At 60.5% G+C, this 17893-nt stretch carries 19 protein-coding genes; 12 read left to right on the top strand and 7 right to left on the bottom strand.

What is annotated here, in order from left to right:
- Positions 1–455: 455 nt before the first annotated feature.
- The 4 genes from M6G53_RS03075 (at position 456) to curA (ending at position 2927) form a co-directional block, all read left to right on the top strand.
- On the top strand, positions 456–761 hold the full coding sequence (locus M6G53_RS03075) for a hypothetical protein (protein WP_253328839.1): 306 nt from the start codon (positions 456–458) through the stop codon (positions 759–761).
- Between the two features lie 220 nt (positions 762–981).
- Entirely contained in the window at positions 982–1197 is a 216-nt protein-coding gene (gene ydgT / locus M6G53_RS03070; RefSeq protein WP_253328837.1) for a transcription modulator YdgT, read from the top strand.
- A gap of 193 nt (positions 1198–1390) precedes the next feature.
- The gene (gene uspC, locus M6G53_RS03065) at positions 1391–1810 is read left to right on the top strand and encodes a universal stress protein UspC (RefSeq protein WP_253328835.1); all 420 of its coding nucleotides are present in this window, start codon (positions 1391–1393) and stop codon (positions 1808–1810) included.
- 85 nt (positions 1811–1895) lie between these two features.
- The gene (gene curA, locus M6G53_RS03060) at positions 1896–2927 is read left to right on the top strand and encodes an NADPH-dependent curcumin/dihydrocurcumin reductase (RefSeq protein WP_253328832.1); all 1032 of its coding nucleotides are present in this window, start codon (positions 1896–1898) and stop codon (positions 2925–2927) included.
- Between the two features lie 34 nt (positions 2928–2961).
- Here the strand turns inward: curA and pcp are convergent, their stop codons facing one another.
- Positions 2962–3609 carry a pyroglutamyl-peptidase I gene (pcp, locus tag M6G53_RS03055; protein ID WP_253328830.1) on the bottom strand — a complete coding sequence of 216 codons (648 nt, stop codon included), beginning with the start codon at positions 3607–3609 and terminating at the stop codon, positions 2962–2964.
- A gap of 97 nt (positions 3610–3706) precedes the next feature.
- On the opposite strand from pcp, the gene M6G53_RS03050 reads away from it, so the two are divergent.
- The gene (locus tag M6G53_RS03050) at positions 3707–4639 is read left to right on the top strand and encodes a LysR family transcriptional regulator (RefSeq protein ID WP_253328828.1); all 933 of its coding nucleotides are present in this window, start codon (positions 3707–3709) and stop codon (positions 4637–4639) included.
- A 52-nt stretch (positions 4640–4691) separates the two neighbouring features.
- Here the strand turns inward: M6G53_RS03050 and sbmC are convergent, their stop codons facing one another.
- The 5 genes from sbmC to rclC all read right to left on the bottom strand — a co-directional run bounded on the left by sbmC (position 4692) and on the right by rclC (position 8572).
- Positions 4692–5159 carry a DNA gyrase inhibitor SbmC gene (gene sbmC, locus M6G53_RS03045; RefSeq protein ID WP_253328826.1) on the bottom strand — a complete coding sequence of 156 codons (468 nt, stop codon included), beginning with the start codon at positions 5157–5159 and terminating at the stop codon, positions 4692–4694.
- 23 nt (positions 5160–5182) lie between these two features.
- Positions 5183–6025 carry a tryptophan 2,3-dioxygenase gene (kynA, locus tag M6G53_RS03040; RefSeq protein WP_197833631.1) on the bottom strand — a complete coding sequence of 281 codons (843 nt, stop codon included), beginning with the start codon at positions 6023–6025 and terminating at the stop codon, positions 5183–5185.
- 147 nt (positions 6026–6172) lie between these two features.
- The gene (rclA, locus tag M6G53_RS03035; RefSeq protein ID WP_253328824.1) at positions 6173–7510 is read right to left on the bottom strand and encodes a reactive chlorine resistance oxidoreductase RclA; all 1338 of its coding nucleotides are present in this window, start codon (positions 7508–7510) and stop codon (positions 6173–6175) included.
- Positions 7511–7547: 37 nt separating this feature from the next.
- On the bottom strand, positions 7548–8003 hold the full coding sequence (locus tag M6G53_RS03030) for a DUF302 domain-containing protein (RefSeq protein WP_253328822.1): 456 nt from the start codon (positions 8001–8003) through the stop codon (positions 7548–7550).
- Positions 8000–8572 carry a reactive chlorine resistance membrane protein RclC gene (gene rclC, locus M6G53_RS03025; RefSeq protein ID WP_253328820.1) on the bottom strand — a complete coding sequence of 191 codons (573 nt, stop codon included), beginning with the start codon at positions 8570–8572 and terminating at the stop codon, positions 8000–8002. The genes M6G53_RS03030 and rclC overlap by 4 nt, the downstream gene beginning before the upstream one ends.
- A gap of 137 nt (positions 8573–8709) precedes the next feature.
- Here rclC and M6G53_RS03020 point away from each other — a divergent pair, with 137 nt between their 5' ends.
- From M6G53_RS03020 to M6G53_RS02995, 6 genes are all read left to right on the top strand, one after another.
- A complete protein-coding gene (locus M6G53_RS03020; RefSeq protein ID WP_253328818.1) occupies positions 8710–9462 on the top strand; it encodes a helix-turn-helix domain-containing protein in 753 nt (250 codons plus the stop codon).
- A 159-nt stretch (positions 9463–9621) separates the two neighbouring features.
- Positions 9622–10659, top strand: a complete 1038-nt coding sequence (locus M6G53_RS03015) for a LacI family DNA-binding transcriptional regulator (protein WP_253328816.1) — start codon at positions 9622–9624, stop codon at positions 10657–10659.
- Between the two features lie 261 nt (positions 10660–10920).
- A complete protein-coding gene (locus M6G53_RS03010; RefSeq protein ID WP_436286513.1) occupies positions 10921–12156 on the top strand; it encodes an MFS transporter in 1236 nt (411 codons plus the stop codon).
- A gap of 21 nt (positions 12157–12177) precedes the next feature.
- Positions 12178–12939: an SDR family NAD(P)-dependent oxidoreductase gene (locus M6G53_RS03005; RefSeq protein ID WP_253328812.1), complete on the top strand. Its 762-nt coding sequence runs from the start codon at positions 12178–12180 to the stop codon at positions 12937–12939.
- Between the two features lie 49 nt (positions 12940–12988).
- Entirely contained in the window at positions 12989–13405 is a 417-nt protein-coding gene (locus M6G53_RS03000) for an RbsD/FucU family protein (protein ID WP_253328810.1), read from the top strand.
- A gap of 136 nt (positions 13406–13541) precedes the next feature.
- A complete protein-coding gene (locus M6G53_RS02995) occupies positions 13542–14621 on the top strand; it encodes a transketolase-like TK C-terminal-containing protein (protein ID WP_253328808.1) in 1080 nt (359 codons plus the stop codon).
- Here the strand turns inward: M6G53_RS02995 and M6G53_RS02990 are convergent, their stop codons facing one another.
- Positions 14622–15059, bottom strand: a complete 438-nt coding sequence (locus M6G53_RS02990; protein WP_253328807.1) for a MarR family winged helix-turn-helix transcriptional regulator — start codon at positions 15057–15059, stop codon at positions 14622–14624.
- Between the two features lie 155 nt (positions 15060–15214).
- Between M6G53_RS02990 and aceE the strand changes: the two genes are divergently transcribed.
- On the top strand, positions 15215–17890 hold the full coding sequence (gene aceE / locus M6G53_RS02985) for a pyruvate dehydrogenase (acetyl-transferring), homodimeric type (RefSeq protein ID WP_253328805.1): 2676 nt from the start codon (positions 15215–15217) through the stop codon (positions 17888–17890).
- The last annotated feature ends 3 nt before the right edge of the window (positions 17891–17893 follow it).

The raw sequence follows: 17893 nt of genomic DNA, 5'->3' as shown, positions 1-17893 counted from the left end.
AAAAATATTTAAGCCAAATATGCCTAAATGCGCACGTTTATCAACCGCATTTTTGCTCAACAAATCGCCACAGGTAAAAAAACGTCTTAAAAACAATGTTTATGAGCCAAAAAATTATCTTTTTTAGATCAATTCGAACAAAAGCATCACCAAACCAAAATAACAGAACAAAAATCTGCATATAGGCGACAAAGTTAGTATAAATAACCATTTGCGATGCCAAAAAATATCCAAGTTGAAAAATAACCAACGTAAACTATAAGGTTATTAGCTTTCGGATTTGACTTAATCCCCTTGTCTGAGGCTGTTCTAATTTTCAACATCAGGTGACAATGGCTTATCAATGATTCGCTGACGTAGTGAACAAGCCAACAGTCGTAACGATATGTTTCCGTATTAGCATGGCGCAAGAATGATTTTTTTGCGTTAAATCACCTCAAAACGACATATCGGCAATGCACCATGAAACTTTAATGCTTTTTTATTTCTTTTTTGCCGCGACCTTAATTACCACCCGGCGCTGTAGGTTATTAAAATTACCCGCGCCGCCGCTGCCCATTGCAATAAATAAAACACAGTTTTGTTTTATCCTCCTAATCGTGCGGCCCAGCACCGCAGCGATAAAAAACGCCAAACGCCGCGCCGACCACGCTGAAGGCGGTAAAAATCATCCCCGCCAGGGAACCGTATGTGAAGCGGCACGCTTGCACACCCCAGGAACAGCGGCGCTTCAGCGACGCCACCGTCAAGCGTCGCCCTGAGACTTTCCCTATTTCTTCATTTATCAGCAGGATGAGATTGCTGACGGCGCGCTTGCATATTATGATTCACTAAAGCGCCGCCGCAGGGCGGTGTCTCATTATTACCCCGTGAAATTTATCTACTTGAAATGATTTTTGTCAGGTCGTACATCGCTGCTCGCCGTGAGCCATTGATGTGTTATTCACCCGGCTTCAACTATTAACAGGCTATATTTTAATCATGACCGATACGCTCGAATATCTGCTGACATTCCGTAAATGCTCCACTTTGGACAGCCTGGAGAAGGTGTACGACAAACTGAACTATTCCATTGAAAATGATATAGAAATGAGCAATATGTACCGCGCTGCCGACCACCGTCGCGCCGAGCTGGTTGCCGGTAAATTGTTCGATCTGGGCAAGGTGCCGAAAACGCTGTGGGCACAGGTGCTTTAATTAATTCAGCGAAATTACGTGCGGCAACGGTTTTATCTTTTATTGCTATATAACCGGATAAATCCCGCTTTTATTGCCGCACGTGATACGAAACACATTTATTCCGCCCGCCAGGTTCTACCCTTTATCCGAAGCTTTTCACCGTTCGCCGCCGACGCGGTAGCCTGAAGACGGATACGACAAGGAGTAGGATATGGGGTATCAAAACGTGCTGGTCACCGTCGCCGTCGCGCCTGACAGCCATCGTCTGGTGGAAAAGGCCGTCTCCATCGTCCGCCCCTACGGCGGCAACATCACGCTGTTAAGCACCCTCGCCAATCCGGAAATGTACAATAATTTCGCCGGGCCAATGCTGGGCGATTTGCGTGCGCTGATGGAGGAGGAAACCCGGCTGTTTATGGAAGCGCTGCGGCAGCGAGCCGGTTATCCGATCGCCGATACGCTGATCGTGCACGGCGAGCTGGGCGACAGCCTGGAATACGCCAGCCGCCACCGGCCGTTCGACCTGCTGCTGTGCGGCAATCACCGAGACGGCATGATGAACAAGGTCTCCTGTTCCGCCGCCCGCTTCATCAACATCAGCCATATTGACGTACTGATCGTTCCGCTCTGAGGCTCAGCACATTCGGTAACGTTGCCCTGGCGCCCCTGAACTAGGCTTAACGAACCTTGTTTGTTGCAATGCAAAGGAGCTTTCGATGTCCCCTTCTCAACAGAACCGTCGCGTCCTGCTGGCCTCACGCCCGCACGGCGAACCGACGGCGGCGAACTTTCGTCTTGAAACCGCCTCCGTGCCGCAGCCCGGCGCCGGGCAGCTGTTGCTGCGCACCGTTTATCTGTCGCTGGATCCCTATATGCGCGGCCGCATGAGCGATGCCCCGTCCTATGCGCCGCCGGTGGCGATCGGCCAGGTGATGGTGGGCGGTACGGTATCGCGCGTGGCGGCTTCACAGCATCCCGATTTCCACGTCGGCGATTGGGTATTGGGGTATGACGGCTGGCAGGACTATGCCTTGTCCGACGGCAGCGGCCTGCGCAACCTCGGCCCGCACCTGCCGCACCCTTCCCGCCTGCTGGGCGTGCTGGGCATGCCGGGATTTACCGCATACATGGGGCTGCTGGATATCGGCCAACCGCAAGCGGGTGAAACGCTGGTGGTGGCCGCCGCCAGCGGCGCGGTCGGTTCGGTGGTCGGCCAAATCGGTAAACTGAAGGGTTGTCGCGTCATCGGCATCGCCGGCGGCGCGGAAAAATGCCGCTATGCGGTGGAAGAGTTGGGTTTCGACGCCTGTATCGATCACCGCGCCCCCGACTTTGCCGAACGGTTGGCTACCGCCTGCCCGCAGGGCATCGACATCTATTATGAGAACGTCGGCGGTGCAGTGTTCGACGCCGTCTTGCCGCTGTTGAACGTCAAGGCGCGCATTCCGGTCTGCGGCATCATCGCTCATTACAATGCCACCGGATTACCCGCCGGGCCAGACCGGCTACCGCTGCTGGAAGGTCTGATCCTGCGTAAGCGCATCCGTATGCAGGGCTTTATCATCTTCGAAGACTACGGTTCGCGCTTTGACGAGTTCCAGCAGCAGATGAGCCGCTGGGTCGAGCAGGGGAAAATCAAGTTCCGCGAAGATATCGTCGACGGGCTGGAGCAGGCGCCGCAGGCATTTATCGGTCTGCTGCAGGGCAAAAACTTCGGCAAGCTGGTGATCCGCGTCACCGACGAATAACCGCTAACAGGGCGTGGTTCACCACGCCCTGCCTTTAATGTACGGCGCCGTCGCCGAATCGCACATCTTCTTCTATCGTCAGCGTTACCTGCACAATAGCGCGCACCGCGTCAATCATCGTCGCCAACGCCATGCTCGGCTTGCCCGGGTGCGCCGCCGCCAGCTCATGGCTGTATGGGATATGCACGAACCCGCCCCTGATCGCCGAAGGGTGCGTCTCCAGATAGTGTCGCAATCCGTAAAAAAGATGGTTGCAGTTATAGGTGCCCGCGGTGTAAGACACCGCCGCCGGGATCCCCCGTCGGCGCAGCTCTTGCACCGCGGCTTTGACCGGCAGCGTACTGAAATAGCCCACCGGCCCGCCGGCGACCACCGGCACATCGATCGGTTGCTTGCCGGCATTATCGGGAATGCGAGCGTCGATCAAATTGATGGCCACCCGTTCCAGCGATATCTCGGCCCGGCCGCCGGCCAGCCCCAGGCAAATCACCGCCCGCGGCCGCACCGCCTCAATCGCTGCGATCAGCTGTTGATTGGCCACGCCCAATACGCAGGGCAGCTCAAGCACCACGATCTCCGCCCCGCCGATCTGCTCACCGGCCAACGCCTGCGCGACCTGCCAGGAAGGATTTACCGCATCGCCATCGAACGGCTCAATGCCGGTGATCAATACTTTGTTCATCATTTCCCCTGATTAAAGGCTAAATTCGTGTGCTACCAGCCTAGAGAACGCAGTATGATTCTGGAAATGGATTATCTGTATATAGAGTATTCATAAAATGAATTTATCCAGCGTCGATCTCAACTTGCTGGTGGTATTTGAGGCGTTGTATCAGACACGCAACGTCACCGCCGCAGGCCGGCGCCTTAACCGCGCCCAACCTTCCGTCAGCAATGCGTTGGCGCGGCTGCGCATTCTGCTGAACGATCCGCTGTTTGTTCGTAGCGGCGGTGGCATGGCGCCCACGCCGCGCGCCCATCAGCTTATGCCGCAGATACGGCAGGTGCTTGAACAGATCCATCTGGCGTTGGCGCCCCCTGCCCGTTTCGATCCGGCCACTGCCGGACAACGGCGCTTTACGCTGGCGGCCGGCGACTATGCCGATATCTTGCTGCTGCCCGCCATCATCAGTCGGCTGCGCCAGGCGGCACCCGGCATCGATATTCGCGTTTCGCGTCTGGATCGCCACAATATTTACCGGCAGCTGGATCGCGGCGAGGTGGACATCGCGCTGGGAGGGCATCTTTCCGGTGCGGAAAGCCACTATGTGCGCACGTTGTTTGAGGAGCATCTGGTGTGTATCGCCAGCCGTTCACACCCGCTGCTGGCGGATGGACGCTGGGATCTGGCGCGCTACCTTAGCCTGCCGCATGGGCTGTATGCGCCGGCTGACGACGGTTCCGCCAGGGGATTGGTTGACCGGCGTCTGGCGGAAATCGGCGGCCAACGGCGCGTCGCCGTCACCTTTTCGCATATTGTCGCCCTGCCGGCCGTGGTCGCCGACAGCGATCTGATCGCCACCCTGGCCGCCAGCGTGGCCCGGCGGTTTTCCGATCCGCATCGGGTGCGTTTTCTACCGCTGCCTGACGAATTGGCTATCGCCCCTTTTCCCATCGAGCTGATCGCCGGCCGACAGGCAACACGCGACCCGGCGTTGATCTGGCTATGCGAACTCATCGGCCAACTGGCCTTTGCTCCCTTGCCGCGTTAACTCCGCCTAAGGCCGATGGTCCGATCGCGAAAGACCGGCAGGTTATCCAGCCTCACCACGTCTTCACCGTCTGGTAAATATCGAGGTCGAAATAGCCGTCGGCTTCGCAGTCGTTGAGATAGTGTTCGTAGCTCACCCCCTCAACCGGCTGGTAGCCGCTGGCCGGCAGCAGCTTCTGATAGAACTCGCCCCACACCCGCTCGAAGTCGCCATCGCTGATGCGCACGTGGTAAACCGCATACTGCCCGGCGGGCAGCGTCTGCACGGTAACGCCCTCGCTGCCCGCCGGCAGCGCGAAATCGTCCGCGACGCTCATCACCACGTCGGCGCGCAGCTTTGCCAGCGCCACTTCCGCCGGATCGTCCCAATACAGCACCAGCCATTTGCCCAGCGGCACGCCGTGGCGCTGCCGCCATGCCAGCAGTTGCTGCGAGCCCTGTGGGATCGTCTGCGGATACGGCCCCACGACTCTGACCCCCACCACTTTCTCCGCCGCTTTATCGATAATCCTCACGCTCATCGCCCTTACCCTCTCTCGTGATCTCAGGCGCCGATTTCGGTGCGCACGTCCAGCAACTCGGGGAAAAAGGTCAGATCCAACGCCTTTTTCAGGAAGCTGACGCCGCTGGAACCGCCGGTGCCCGACTTAAAGCCGATGATCCGCTCCACCGTTTTCATATGGCGGAAGCGCCACAGGTGGAAGCTCTCTTCGATATCCACCAGCTTCTCCGCCATTTCATAGGCTTCCCAGTAGGTTTGCGGGTTGTCGTAGATCACTTTGAACGCCGGCAGCAGATCCGGGTTGCGCTGGTAGGGCTGCGTCCAGTCGCGCTCGAGGCACTCCTGCGGGATCGGCAGGCCGTGGCGCGCCAGGTACAGCAAGTATTCGTCGTACAGACTCGGCGCTTCGAGGATCGCCTTCAGCGCGGCATGTTTTTCCGCATCGCTGCTGAACACCGCCAGCATCGCCGCATTCTTGTTGCCGAGCAGGAACTCGATCGAGCGGTATTGATGCGACTGGAAGCCCGACGAGCTGCCCAGCACGTCGCGAAACTCGACGTATTCCGACGGCGTCAGCGTTTCCAGTACCGCCCACTGTTCGAACAGCAGCCGCTGGATCTGTTTGACGCGCGCAAGGATTTTGAAGCAGTGGCTGAGTTTGTCCTGCTGCACCAGCCGCAGCGCCGCCTGCAGCTCGTGCAGCATCAGCTTCATCCACAGTTCGGAGGTTTGGTGCTGTATCACGAACAGCATTTCGTCATGATGCGGCGGGTTGGAGAGCGGGTGCTGGCAGTCCAGCAGCGAGTCCAGGCACAGGTAGTCGCCATAGCTCATGCGTTTGGAAAAATCGGTGACAATCGCGCTTTCTAATTCCCGTTTGTTCATCTGTGATCTCCGTTGCGCCCAGCGCCCCATCGGCCTGGAACGTGCCGCAAAGAGAAAACAATAGTACAGAACCCGCCGCCCCGAAGGGCGATAAACGAGAGGTGCTTCGCAGATCTCACTCATCTGCGCCGCCCCTCTCGCCCCGCTTTATCCTATCAGCCCAAACAGATCGTTGAGCGACTCGCTCATGGTCGGATGGGTGAACAGCTGATCGCGCAGCCGGGTATAGGGCAGCCCGGCGTCCATCGCCGTTTTGACGATGTTGATCATCTCGTGGGCATCGCGGCACAGCAGCGCCACGCCGAGGATCTGGCCGGTCTGCGCATCGACCACCGCCTTCAGCAGGCCGCGCGTGTCGCCCAGCACGCGGGCGCGCGGGATCGCCGCCGCCGGCAGCGTGGCGACCTTAATGTCGCGCCCCTGCTGCCGGGCCTGATCTTCGCTGAGGCCGATGCGCGAGAAGCTCGGGGTGATGAACACCGAGTAAGGCACCGCGCCGCGATCGGCCGTGCTGCGTTTACCCGCGCCGAACAGGCTGTCGCGCACAATGCGGAAATCATCCAGCGAGATATAGGTAAACTGCGGCCCGCCGTTGACGTCCCCCAGCGCCCAGATATGTGGCACGCTGCTGCGCAGCTGTTCGTCCACCCGCACGGCGCCGCGCTCATCCGTCTCAACCCCGGCGCGCGCCAGCTGCAAGCCGGCGGTGTTCGGCACGCGCCCGGCCGCCACCAGCAGCGCATCGAACGGCTGCACGCCGCCCTGATGCACCACCTCAACGCCCCCTTCCACATCGCGCACCTGCTGCACGCCGGCGTTAAACGTGAAGCTGACCCCGGCGTCGCTCAGGATTTGCTGTATCGCCTGCGCCATATCGCGGTCTTCCCGGCCGAGCAACGCGCCCGCCTCTTCGAATACCGTCACGGCGCTGCCGAACTGCGCGAACATCGAAGCGAACTCCAGCCCGATATAACCGCCGCCGATAATACCCAACCGCGCGGGCCGCTGCGTCAACTGCAGCAGACCGGTGCTGTCGTAACTGCGCTGCGAACGATCCAACCCGTCGATCGCCGGCCGGCGGCTGACGGCCCCGGTGTTGATGAAGATGTGCTCGCCGCTCAGCACCTGCGTTCCCGCCGCACCCTGCACGCTGATGCGGTGCGGATCGATAAACGCTGCCCGTCCGTCGATCACCGAGACCTGTTCAAGCCCCGCCAGGTTTTGGTAGTTTTTCTCCCGCAGCAGGCCGGTCACCTGCCGCTTGCGCGCCATCGCCTGGCTGAACGCCTGTTCGCCCGGCCCGTGAAGCTCGGCATCGTGCACCAGCGTTTTGGTCGGGATGCAGCCGATGTTGATGCAGGTGCCGCCATACATCTGCGCCGATGCCTCCACCATCGCCACGCGCCATCCCTGCCCGGCCAGAAAGGCCGCCAGCGTTTTGCCGGCCTTGCCAAAACCGATGATAATCGCCTGATAATCGTACATTGTGTCGCCTCGTCTCGTGATGTTCATCGCCTGTCAATCAGCGTATTGCGGCCTCAACCAACCGCGCCAGCGGCCTCAGGGCCGCGATCTGTCGTTCGTCGGCCCCGGCGCTCCGTTTCAGACTTTCCGCCGGGTGGTAGCTGACCTGCGTTTTGCCCCGTTCGTCTTGCGCAATCAGCACCCTGAACGGCAGATCCAGCGCCAACGCCGGCCGCGCCAGCATCAGCGGCGTGCCCGCCAGCGGGTTGCCCAGCACCAGCACCGTGGTGGGCGGCATCGTCAAATGATGCTCACGCGCCGCTCTCGCGTGATCGAACTCGGCAAACAGCGTCACGCCCTTCTGTTCGGCCATGCTGATAATGCGCTGACGCGTCTCCTGATAAGCGTAGGCGCTCTCTACCGTTCGGGTTTCTGGCCCCATCGTCCCCTCCGCCACGGCAGAACCAACCAGCATCATCAGGCTGCCGGCCACGGCCCGGATGATTGCGCTCATGCTGCTTTTCCCCGCCACTGTTGCTCCAGCAAACTGCGCGCCGAATCCGCCATGATCATCACCGCGCCCGCCAGCATCAGCGTGTCCTTCAGCACCAGACGGCCGGCGCCGGAGAGATAGGGGAAACCGTGATGCGCATCACCCAGCGCGGGCACCCAGGCCTCCGGAGTAGTGACCAAAAAGGTCAGCGTCACCAGCGGCGTGCAAAAGGAGAACATGCCGCCCAACAGCCCCAGCCATTTGGAAAACCGGTTGGCCAGCACCAGCAGCGCGATCGCCACCTCCACCACGCCCAGGCCGTTGGAAAAACCATAGGTATTGTTGGCCTGCTGCCAGGCGCGGGCGTCGAGGTTCAGTTCGCCTTCGTGCGTCAGGTGCGCCTGATAGTCCTGCGGCATGTCATAGAAAAACGACATCAGCGGGCTGTTGGCAACGAACGGCGTGATGCTGTCCGCTTCGTAAGGGATGAATTTGAGCAGGCCAATCCATAAGAAGACGATGGCGATGCTGAGGCGAATCAGCGTTAATCCCAGCTTGTCGCCCTTGCTCAGAAAGAATAGTATTTTCATTACCGGCTCCATGTCATTGATAACTCATGCATCGCAGCGACGCCCTCCGCATCGCTGCACTATCGAACCGATCTTAGTGCTTGGCATTACGCCGGCCCATTGCCGAAACAATCAGCTTCTTAGCCAGGAGTCTCAACATGGACCCGCTCAGCCAACTGTTGATGCTTAACGACATGCGCGGTTACGTGGCGCGCGATTGCCATTTCAGCGGCGAATGGCGCTCGCCGCATGCCGCCGGGGAGTGGAGCCAGATCCGCTGGCACATGGTGCTGGCGGGCAGCTGTCGGCTGGAGATCCCCGGCGGCCGCCCGCTGCCGCTGGAGCAAGGCAGCCTGCTGTTCTTGCCGCACAACTCCGCCCACCGCCTGCTGCCGGAGGGGGCCGACAGCGCCACGCACCTGCTGTGCGGCGTGCAAATCTTGCCGCACAGCGCATCGCCGCTGCTGGCGAGCCTGCCGGAATGTTTGCTGTTCAACAGCCGCCAACAGGGGCGGCTGGCCCAGCCGAATCAGAGCGGTAATCTGGTCGCCGCGTTGCTGCACCCACAGCTGGGCAACGTGGTTGAACAGATGCTGCATCGCCCGCAACACCCCTGGACGCTGGTGGAACTGAGCGAACGGGCCCATATGTCGCGCGCCAACTTCGCCCGCGTCTTCCGCCAGGTCACGCAGCAAACGCCGCTGCAGGCCCTCACCGCCATCCGCATGCAGCTGGCGGCCCGGCTGCTGGCACGCCAGGCGTTGCCGCTGAGCCGTATCGCCGAACAGGCCGGCTACTCGTCGGAGGTGGCGCTGCACAAAGCCTTCACCCGCCACTTCGGCCTGACGCCGGGAAAATTCCGCCAGCAGGCCGCCGAGGCGCCGCCGGACGTTTGCCCGATCTCGACGTAACCTCCCGCCCCGCCTTACTGTTTAGTAAACAACGCGGCCGCCGCCTGACGATCCTCACAAATGCGCGATCCCATGCGCGCGGCGCCCCGGTTGCGGCTTGCCTGCCGCCGGCTTCCCTTATAGATTGCAGGCTAACGGCAGGCAGCAAGGTATCGGCAAATGGCAAATATTCGTGATGTCGCCCGGTTGGCCGGCGTATCCATCAGCAGCGTGTCGAACCTGCTGAATAACCGCAGCCACCAAATGAGCGCGCAGACCCGTGAGCGCATCGAACAAGCGATGGCGACCCTGGGATACCGGCCGGCCCGAGCGGCGGCGGCGCCCGCGCCGCAGGCCAAGATCCTCGGCCTGCTGCTGCCGTCGATCGTCAACCCGAGCTTTTCAGCGCTGGCGCATGCGGTCGACGGCGCAGCGCGGGCTTATCGCTACCGCGTCTTGCTCGGCAACGCCTACCGCCAGGAACAGGAAGAGGCCGCGTTTATCGACGATATGTTCCTGCATGGCGTACGCGGCATCATCGTGGCGGCGAGCGACATTCGCCACACCCATTTTGTCCGGGCCGCCGAGCGGGGCATGAAGATCGTCAGCTACGACAATCCGTTTCCCGAACGGGCGGCCATCGATACCCCGCTGTTCGACAGCGTATCGATGGACAATGTCGCCGCCGGGCGCCTGGCCGCGCAGCACCTGCTCGAACGCGGCTGCCGACACATCGTGTTCGCCACCGAAGCGACGCTGACCGTCGGGCGCAGTCACAAAATCGACGGTTTTCTGAGTGCGCTGGGGCACAGCCTGAGCGAACGCCAACGGGTGATCGAAGGCAAAGCCAACAGCGCCTACGGCGACACGGAAATGTTCGAACTGGGGCTGACGCTGGCGCCGCGCGTGCTCGCGCTGACGCCGCGCCCGGACGGCATCGTGGCGATTAATGATGCGCTGGGCATCGGGCTGATGGTGGGCCTGCGCGCCGCCGGCGTCCAGGTGCCCGCAGACATCTCGGTGATCGGCATCGACAATATCGCGCTTGCCGGCCTGGCCGAACCGGGGCTGACATCCATCAGGCCGCCGCTGGCGGAGATGGCACAGCTGATGGTCGAGCGCCTGATCGGCCGCATCAACAATGATTCGCAACCGCCCGGCGAGTTTCTCTTCCCGCCAACGGTGATCAGCCGGCGCTCGGTCAAAACCGCCGGCTAAATGTAATAACCACGTCTTCCCCAGGCGATGCGCAAGCGGCATCGTCCGGATCGGTGTCAGCCAAAAACCAAGGAAAAGGCCGCCGCGCTTAAGCCCCAAGGAATCTGTGTCATGCCGTTATTTAACGTTCAGCTCAGGGTAATGAGCCGGGCATCTATTATGCCGATTAACCCCATTGGAAATATCAAAATGAAAATAAGCACGCCGCAGGATATTGAACGCAGCGCTATCAGGAAATTGACGCTGCATATTGTCCCACTCATGATCTTATTGTATTTCCTGGCCTTTCTCGATCGCAATAACATGGCCTACGCCGCCAAAGCGCTGGAAGATAACCTGGGCCTGACCGCCTCAGCCTTCGGCTTCGCCTCCGGGATTTTCTTTATCGGGTATTTTCTGTTTGAAATACCCAGCAACGCCGGCACCATTAAATTCGGCCCGCGCCTCTGGTTCGCCAGAATATTAATTTCCTGGGGTATCTTCGCGACCCTGCTTGGCTTTGTGCGCACGCCGCTGGAGCTGTATCTCTGCCGTTTTATGCTGGGCGTGTGCGAAGCCGGATTCTTTCCCTCGGTGGTGTATTACTTCACGGTGTTCTTCCCGGAAAAATACCGCACCAAAATTCTCGGCATGTTCATCATCGTCCAGCCGCTGTCCAACGCCGTCGGCTCGCCGATTTCCGGCTTTATACTCAATATTCAGCATGATTGGTTCGGGTTCGCTCCCTGGCAGCTGCTGTTTATCCTCGAAGGGCTGCCGCCGATCGTCATCGGCCTGCTGATCCCGTTCCTGATCAAGAACTCGCCCAAGGACGTCGGCTATCTGAACGTGGAGGAAAAGGCCTGGCTGATGAGCAACACCGGCCGCTCCAAATCCGGCTCTAAAATCACGCTGGGCGACTTCCTGAAAGGGATTAAAAACAAGAAATACCTGCTCTACGCGCTGCTCAACTTCGGCATGGTGTGCGGCATTTATGGCTTCGGCACCTGGCTGCCGTCGATCATTACCGCCCTTTCCGGCAGCGATATCTTCCGCGTTAGCCTGCTGGCGCTCATTCCCTACGGCCTGGCCGCGCTGCTGGTGTACCCGTGGAGCCTGTGGGCCAGCAAAACCAAAAAGCTTGGCGTGTTCGCCGGCCTCAGCATGGTGGTCGCCGCTATCGGCCTGATGGGGGCGGTGACATTTTTTAAATACGATCCGCTCGTCGCGCTGGCGTTTCTGTGCCTCGCCGCCATCGGCATCTACACCGCCGTACCGCCGTTTTTATCCATGCCCGCCAACATTTCCACCGGCGCGGCCGCGGCCGCCGGGCTGGCGGTGGTCAGCTGCATCGGCAATATCGGCGGCTTCGTCGCGCCTTATGCGGTGGGCGTATTGAACGATCTGACCGGCAGCAGCGCGCCGGGGCTGTTTTTCCTGGCCTCGTGCCTGCTGGCCACCGGGTTGATCTGCATTTTCTACTGCGCGAAACAGCGTGAAGGCGTCATCCATTCTTAACGAACCAATAAGGAGTCAATCATGGGCGATCTTGCGGGCAAAAAGGTCTTTATCACCGGGGCGGAACAGGGCATCGGCCGCGCCACCGCAGAGCGGCTGATCAAGGCCGGTTGCGACATCTATTTTCACTATCACAGCGACGAAAGCGGCCCCAAAGCGCTGGTGGCACTGGCCCATTCATTGGGGCAAAAGGCCGCTTACGGCTACGCCGATCTCATCGATACCGACGAAACGCAGCGCTGCGTCTCGGCCGGCGCCGAGTTTCTCGGCGGCATCGACATTCTGGTCAATAACGTCGGCGGCATCGTCGGGCGCAAATGGCTGGGCGAGATCGACCGCACCTTCTGGCAAACCGTGATCGACGTGAACATGACCACCATGCTGAACGTGACCCAGAGCGCGCTGCCGTTCCTGAAGGCGGCAAACGGCGCCAGCATCGTCAACCTGGCCTCGCAGGCCGGCCGCGCCGGCGGGCACTCCGGCTCCCTGGTTTATTCCGCCACCAAGGGTGCGGTGCTCACCTGGACGCGCTCGCTGGCAGCGGAGCTGGGTGAATACGGCATCCGGGTGAACGCGGTGGCGCCCGGCCTGATCCTCGGCACCCGCTTCCACAATCGCCACACCACCCAGGCATCGGCGGAAGAAACCGTTCGCGCCATCCCGCTCGGCCGTGCAGGCACGCCGGACGACGTGGCGCGCGCCATCGCCTTCCTGGCGGCGGAATACGACGGCTTTATCTCCGGCGCCACCCTCGACATCAACGGCGGCATCTACCGCATGTAATTCAGCTGCGGGCGGCGCGGCTGCCGCCCCCTCATTCAGGTATCGCCTTATGATTAAATTCGCCATCACCCACCCGCCGCTGCTCGCCGCGCTGGCGCAATGCGGGCACAAAACCCAGGTGCTGATCGCCGACGGCAACTACGCCTGCATGACGCACGCGCCGAAAGACGCCACCGTGGTCTATCTGAACCTGGCGCCCGGCACGCTCGCCGCCCCGCCGATCCTGGAAAAGCTGCTGGCCTGCATCAACGTGGAAAGCGCCACGCTGATGGCCTGCCCGCCGGACTTCACCAACACCATCGAAGCCGAATACCGGCAGCTGCTGCCGGCACAGTGCCCGGTAGAACACCTGCCGCGCGAGGCGTTTTACGCCGCGGTCAAATCGGATCGGACGCTGCTGGTGATCGCCTCCGGCGAACAGCGCCGCTTCGCCAACCTGCTGCTGACGGTGGCGCCGGTGGTGTAAAAAAGCAGGGGGATGCTTTCCCCCTTATATTTCGCCGCCTCACACTTACGGCGCACCTTACCCAAAGAAATCCACTGGCACCTGCATTGAATTGCAATTACAATCGTTGCACCTGCAATTCAAAAGAGAGATGTGCATGTCGTCTCAACCGATAAAAATACCCGCCGCCGCTGCCGACACCCTAACGCTGGCCGAGACCTGCATCCGCAAGATGGCCACCGCCTATCAGCAAATTGGCGTCTCGTGCCCCTCTTCCACCGCCTGGACGGCGCAAACCCTGGGCGAGCTTAACGCCAGCGGCGACATCTGGTTAATCGACGGCAGAAGGCACGCCGAACCGCCGAGCTCCTGCTACGCCACGGCCTGGCCACTCTGGTTTGGCCATCAATCCGGGCGTTATGAGAAGCCGCTGTTTTACTTCGTCAACACGCCTTCGGTTGACATGCTGCGCGGGCTTGAGCCGGAAACCAATCGCAAGGGGATTTTCATCAGCGATGCGGATACCGGCAGTGCCGATTTGCCGAAAGGCGTGCAGGCCTGGTTCCCGCTTCAGCTCACGGCCATGCCGGACTGGTTGCCTTTCGATCCGGCCAATGCCGGGGAAACCGGCGCGATACTCCATCACGCCCTGCGCGCGCTCTATCTGGAGGGAGCGAGAAAGATGGTTTACCTCGCAACCAACGCAGACACAGAGGCCCTCGCCTCAGAGGAACCGTTTGCCGCAGAACAGGCGTTCAGGGGCATGTATCGCGTCTGTGCGGCGGCAGACTCGCCGTTGCAGGCTCGTCTGTGCGGCGCTGGCCGAGCGCTCGCCCGCGTTCAGCAGGCGGCCGAGGTATTGAAAAACTGGGGGATTGCGTCTGAGATCTGGAGCTGCCCCAGCTACACGCGATTGGCGCAGGACGCCGAACTCGCCGCCATGCAGCGCCAGGACAACGGCGGCGAATGCCATCTGAAAACGTGCCTGGGCGCCGGGAATGCCCCCGTCGTCGCCGTTACCGACTACTCGCACCTGATTGCCAACCAGCTCAGGCGATTCATTCCCGCGCGCTTTGCCGCGGTGGGCTCAGATTCACGGGTGCGCGGCGAAGTCCACTACCCGCAGGCGGAATGGATTGCGTTATGCGCCCTCAAGCTGCTGGCCGATGAGCAGAAAATCCCCTCGGCGCTGATCGCCGATGCGCTGCGTGCGCTGCACATCACGCCCGATGCCTGATCACTCTCTGGCCAACTGCATGGCGTTGTCCAACGCGTCGGAGAAGCGTGCGATCTCTTCTTCGCTGAACTGGCTGAGAAAGTGGGTTTTGACCACCGTGCGGTAGATCTCCCACATCTTTTTCCGCAGGGCCTTGCCTTCCTCGGTGATGGTGGCGAAAGAGGCCCGGCGATCGTCATCGGAGCGAAAGCGCGTGACCAGCCGCTCTTTTTCCAGGCGATCCATCAGGCGGGTCAGGTTGTAACGCTCAATCACCAATACGTCCGCCAGCTCATGCATGCGGCGCGTGCCGTTTTCCCCGCTTTCCAGCCCCCACAGCACGTCATACCAGGCGTAAACCGGCAGGCCGGCTTCCGACAACTTCGCCTCTATCTTTCTGATAATCGCCCGATGCGCGCGCACGAAGGAGAACCACAGGTCGGGTTGTTTATCTGTCATGTCATCTGTCTCGTCGAAAGGGAGTGAGTTGCAATTGCAATTATAAAGGGATAGAGTTGCATGCGCCATTGTTGCAATTGCAACTTTTGCATTTGCAATGCATGAGATTCTCCTCTCACTCACCGCCTTACCAGGTAAGTCTATTTGGAGCTTTTATGAACCAACCCGCGGTTAAAGCAGACCTTGATCCACAAGAGACGGCTGAATGGCTTGCTGCATTTGAAGGCGTCACCGATGTCGATGGCCGTGAGCGCGCGCATTTCTTGCTGGAAAAAATGGCCGAAGCCGATCAGCGCAAGCATGGCGATTTCTTCAGTCTGGTCACCACGCCCTACGTGAATACGATCCCCGCCGAGAAACAACCGGCGTACCCCGGCGATCTGGCGACGGAAGCGAGCATCAACGCGTTTGTGCGCTGGAATGCCATGGCGATGGTGCTGCGCGCCGGAAAACATTCCAACGTCGGCGGGCATATCGCCACCTATCAATCCGCCGCCGTACTGTATGACGTGGGATTCACGCACTTCTTCCGCGGGCGCACCGACGACTTCGCCGGCGACATGGTGTATATCCAGGGCCACTCCGCCCCCGGCATCTATGGCCGCGCCTACCTGGAAGGCCGCATCGACGAGGATCTGCTCGACAACTTTCGCCGCGAATCCGCGCGCCGCGGCCTCTCCTCCTACCCGCACCCGCGGCTGATGCCGGAATTCTGGCAGTATCCTACCGTATCGATGGGGCTGGGGCCGCTGACCGCCGCCTATCAGGCGCGTTATATGCGCTATCTGGAATACCGCGAGCTGAAACCGCACCAGGGAAGAAAGGTGTGGGCGTTTCTCGGCGACGGCGAGATGGATCAGCCGGAATCGCTGGCGGCGATTGCGCTGGGCGGACGAGAAAAACTCGATAACCTGATCTTCGTCGTGAACTGCAACCTGCAGCGGCTGGATGGCCCCGTGCGCGGCAACGGCAAGATCATTCAGGAGCTGGAAGGCACCTTCAAAGCCGCCGGCTGGCAGGTGATCAAAGTGATCTGGGGCAGCGGCTGGGACACGCTGCTGCAAAAAGATCGTTCCGGGCTGCTGATGCAGCGCATGATGGAATGTGTTGACGGCGACTACCAGACCTTCAAGTCGCAAAGCGGTGCCTATGTGCGGGAGCATTTCTTCGGCAAGTACCCAGAATTGCTCGAGCTGGTCACCGACATGAGCGACGATGAGATCTGGGCGCTGCACCGCGGCGGCCACGATCCGCAAAAGGTGTATGCCGCCTACCATCAGGCGATGCAAACCACGGGCAGGCCGACGGTGGTGCTGGCCAAGACCGTCAAAGGGTTCGGCATGGGGGAAGCCGGTGAAGGACAGAACATCAACCACCAGCTGAAAAAAATGAGTCAGGATGCGGTGAAGGCCTTCCGCGATCGCTTAGGGCTGACGATCTCCGACGCCCAGCTCGAAGCGATCCCTTATCTGAAGCCCGAGCCAGGCAGCGCGGCGGCGAAGTACATCACCGCGACGCGCAGTGCGCTGGGCGGCTATATCCCCGCCCGCTTCGGCCAATCCACCCCGCTGGCGATACCGACGTTATCGCGCTTCGACAGCCTTCTGAAGGGCAGCGGCGAGCGCAACATGTCGACCACCATGGCCTTCGTCAATATCCTCGGCACGCTGCTCAAAGACGCCAACATCGGCAAACTGATCGTGCCCATCGTGCCGGACGAGTCGCGCACGTTCGGCATGGAAGGCCTGTTCCGCCAGATTGGCATTCACTCCTGGCTCGGCCAGCTGTATACCCCGCAGGACGCCGGGCAGCTCAGCTACTACAAAGAGGCCAAAGACGGCCAGATTTTGCAGGAAGGCATCAACGAATCCGGCGCGATATCGACCTGGATCGCCGCCGGCACCGCCTACAGCAACCACGATGTCGCGACGATCCCGTTCTATATCTTCTACTCCATGTTCGGGCTGCAGCGGGTGGGCGATCTCGCTTGGGCGGCGGCCGACGCGCGCACCAAGGGTTTCCTGCTCGGCGCCACCTCCGGCAGAACCACCCTGATGGGCGAGGGCTTGCAGCATGACGACGGCCACAGCCATGTGCTGTCTTCGGTGATCCCCAGCTGCGTTTCCTACGATCCGACCTATGCCTATGAACTCGCAGTGATCGTCCAGAGCGGCATGCGCAGGATGTTCGTTGAGCAAGAGGATATTTACTACTACATCACCTTGCTCAACGAGGGCTACTCGCAGCCGCCGATGCCGGCAGGCGTGGAGGACGGCATTATCCGGGGCGCATATTTGCTCAAGCAGAGCGACACGGCAAACAAAGAGCGCCCGCGTGCTCAGCTGGTCGCCAGCGGCGCCATCATGCGCGAGGCGTTGGCGGCGGCGGAGCTGCTGGCCGCGGACTTTGACGTCGCCAGCGATATCTGGAGCGCCACCAGCCTGAGCGAACTGCGCCGCAACGGCATGGCGGCCGAACGCTGGAACCTGCTGCATCCGGAAGATCCGCCGAAAATCCCTTATATCCAGAGCCTGCTGGCACCACACCCCGGCCCGGTGGTAGTGGCGACGGACTATATGAAGATCGTCGGCGATCAGATCAAACCGTTCTTGCCCGACCGTACCTTTATCGCCTTGGGCACCGACGGCTTTGGCCGCTCGGACACCCGTGAGGCGCTGCGTGAGTTCTTTGAGGTCAATCGCCATTTCATCGCGCTCGCCGCCCTGAAGCTGCTGGCTGATGAAGGCCATATCGCCCGTAGCGAGGTCAATCGCGCCATGGTGCTGTATGGCATCGCCCCCGACAAGCCGGATCCGGCGGCGGTGAAGTAACGC

The organism is Serratia nevei, assembly GCF_024160145.1.
Lineage (GTDB): Bacteria > Pseudomonadota > Gammaproteobacteria > Enterobacterales > Enterobacteriaceae > Serratia > Serratia nevei_A.
Note: the sequence above shows the minus strand (reverse complement) of the source record. Positions and strands in the feature narration are given on the sequence as shown.

Coding starts and splice junctions, on each gene's coding strand:
- M6G53_RS03075 (WP_253328839.1), top strand. CDS start 456: ATGCACCATGAAACTTTAATGCTTTTTTATTTCTTTTTTGCCGCGACC.
- ydgT (WP_253328837.1), top strand. CDS start 982: ATGACCGATACGCTCGAATATCTGCTGACATTCCGTAAATGCTCCACT.
- uspC (WP_253328835.1), top strand. CDS start 1,391: ATGGGGTATCAAAACGTGCTGGTCACCGTCGCCGTCGCGCCTGACAGC.
- curA (WP_253328832.1), top strand. CDS start 1,896: ATGTCCCCTTCTCAACAGAACCGTCGCGTCCTGCTGGCCTCACGCCCG.
- pcp (WP_253328830.1), bottom strand. CDS start 3,609: ATGAACAAAGTATTGATCACCGGCATTGAGCCGTTCGATGGCGATGCG.
- M6G53_RS03050 (WP_253328828.1), top strand. CDS start 3,707: ATGAATTTATCCAGCGTCGATCTCAACTTGCTGGTGGTATTTGAGGCG.
- sbmC (WP_253328826.1), bottom strand. CDS start 5,159: ATGAGCGTGAGGATTATCGATAAAGCGGCGGAGAAAGTGGTGGGGGTC.
- kynA (WP_197833631.1), bottom strand. CDS start 6,025: ATGAACAAACGGGAATTAGAAAGCGCGATTGTCACCGATTTTTCCAAA.
- rclA (WP_253328824.1), bottom strand. CDS start 7,510: ATGTACGATTATCAGGCGATTATCATCGGTTTTGGCAAGGCCGGCAAA.
- M6G53_RS03030 (WP_253328822.1), bottom strand. CDS start 8,003: ATGAGCGCAATCATCCGGGCCGTGGCCGGCAGCCTGATGATGCTGGTT.
- rclC (WP_253328820.1), bottom strand. CDS start 8,572: ATGAAAATACTATTCTTTCTGAGCAAGGGCGACAAGCTGGGATTAACG.
- M6G53_RS03020 (WP_253328818.1), top strand. CDS start 8,710: ATGGACCCGCTCAGCCAACTGTTGATGCTTAACGACATGCGCGGTTAC.
- M6G53_RS03015 (WP_253328816.1), top strand. CDS start 9,622: ATGGCAAATATTCGTGATGTCGCCCGGTTGGCCGGCGTATCCATCAGC.
- M6G53_RS03010 (WP_436286513.1), top strand. CDS start 10,921: ATGATCTTATTGTATTTCCTGGCCTTTCTCGATCGCAATAACATGGCC.
- M6G53_RS03005 (WP_253328812.1), top strand. CDS start 12,178: ATGGGCGATCTTGCGGGCAAAAAGGTCTTTATCACCGGGGCGGAACAG.
- M6G53_RS03000 (WP_253328810.1), top strand. CDS start 12,989: ATGATTAAATTCGCCATCACCCACCCGCCGCTGCTCGCCGCGCTGGCG.
- M6G53_RS02995 (WP_253328808.1), top strand. CDS start 13,542: ATGTCGTCTCAACCGATAAAAATACCCGCCGCCGCTGCCGACACCCTA.
- M6G53_RS02990 (WP_253328807.1), bottom strand. CDS start 15,059: ATGACAGATAAACAACCCGACCTGTGGTTCTCCTTCGTGCGCGCGCAT.
- aceE (WP_253328805.1), top strand. CDS start 15,215: ATGAACCAACCCGCGGTTAAAGCAGACCTTGATCCACAAGAGACGGCT.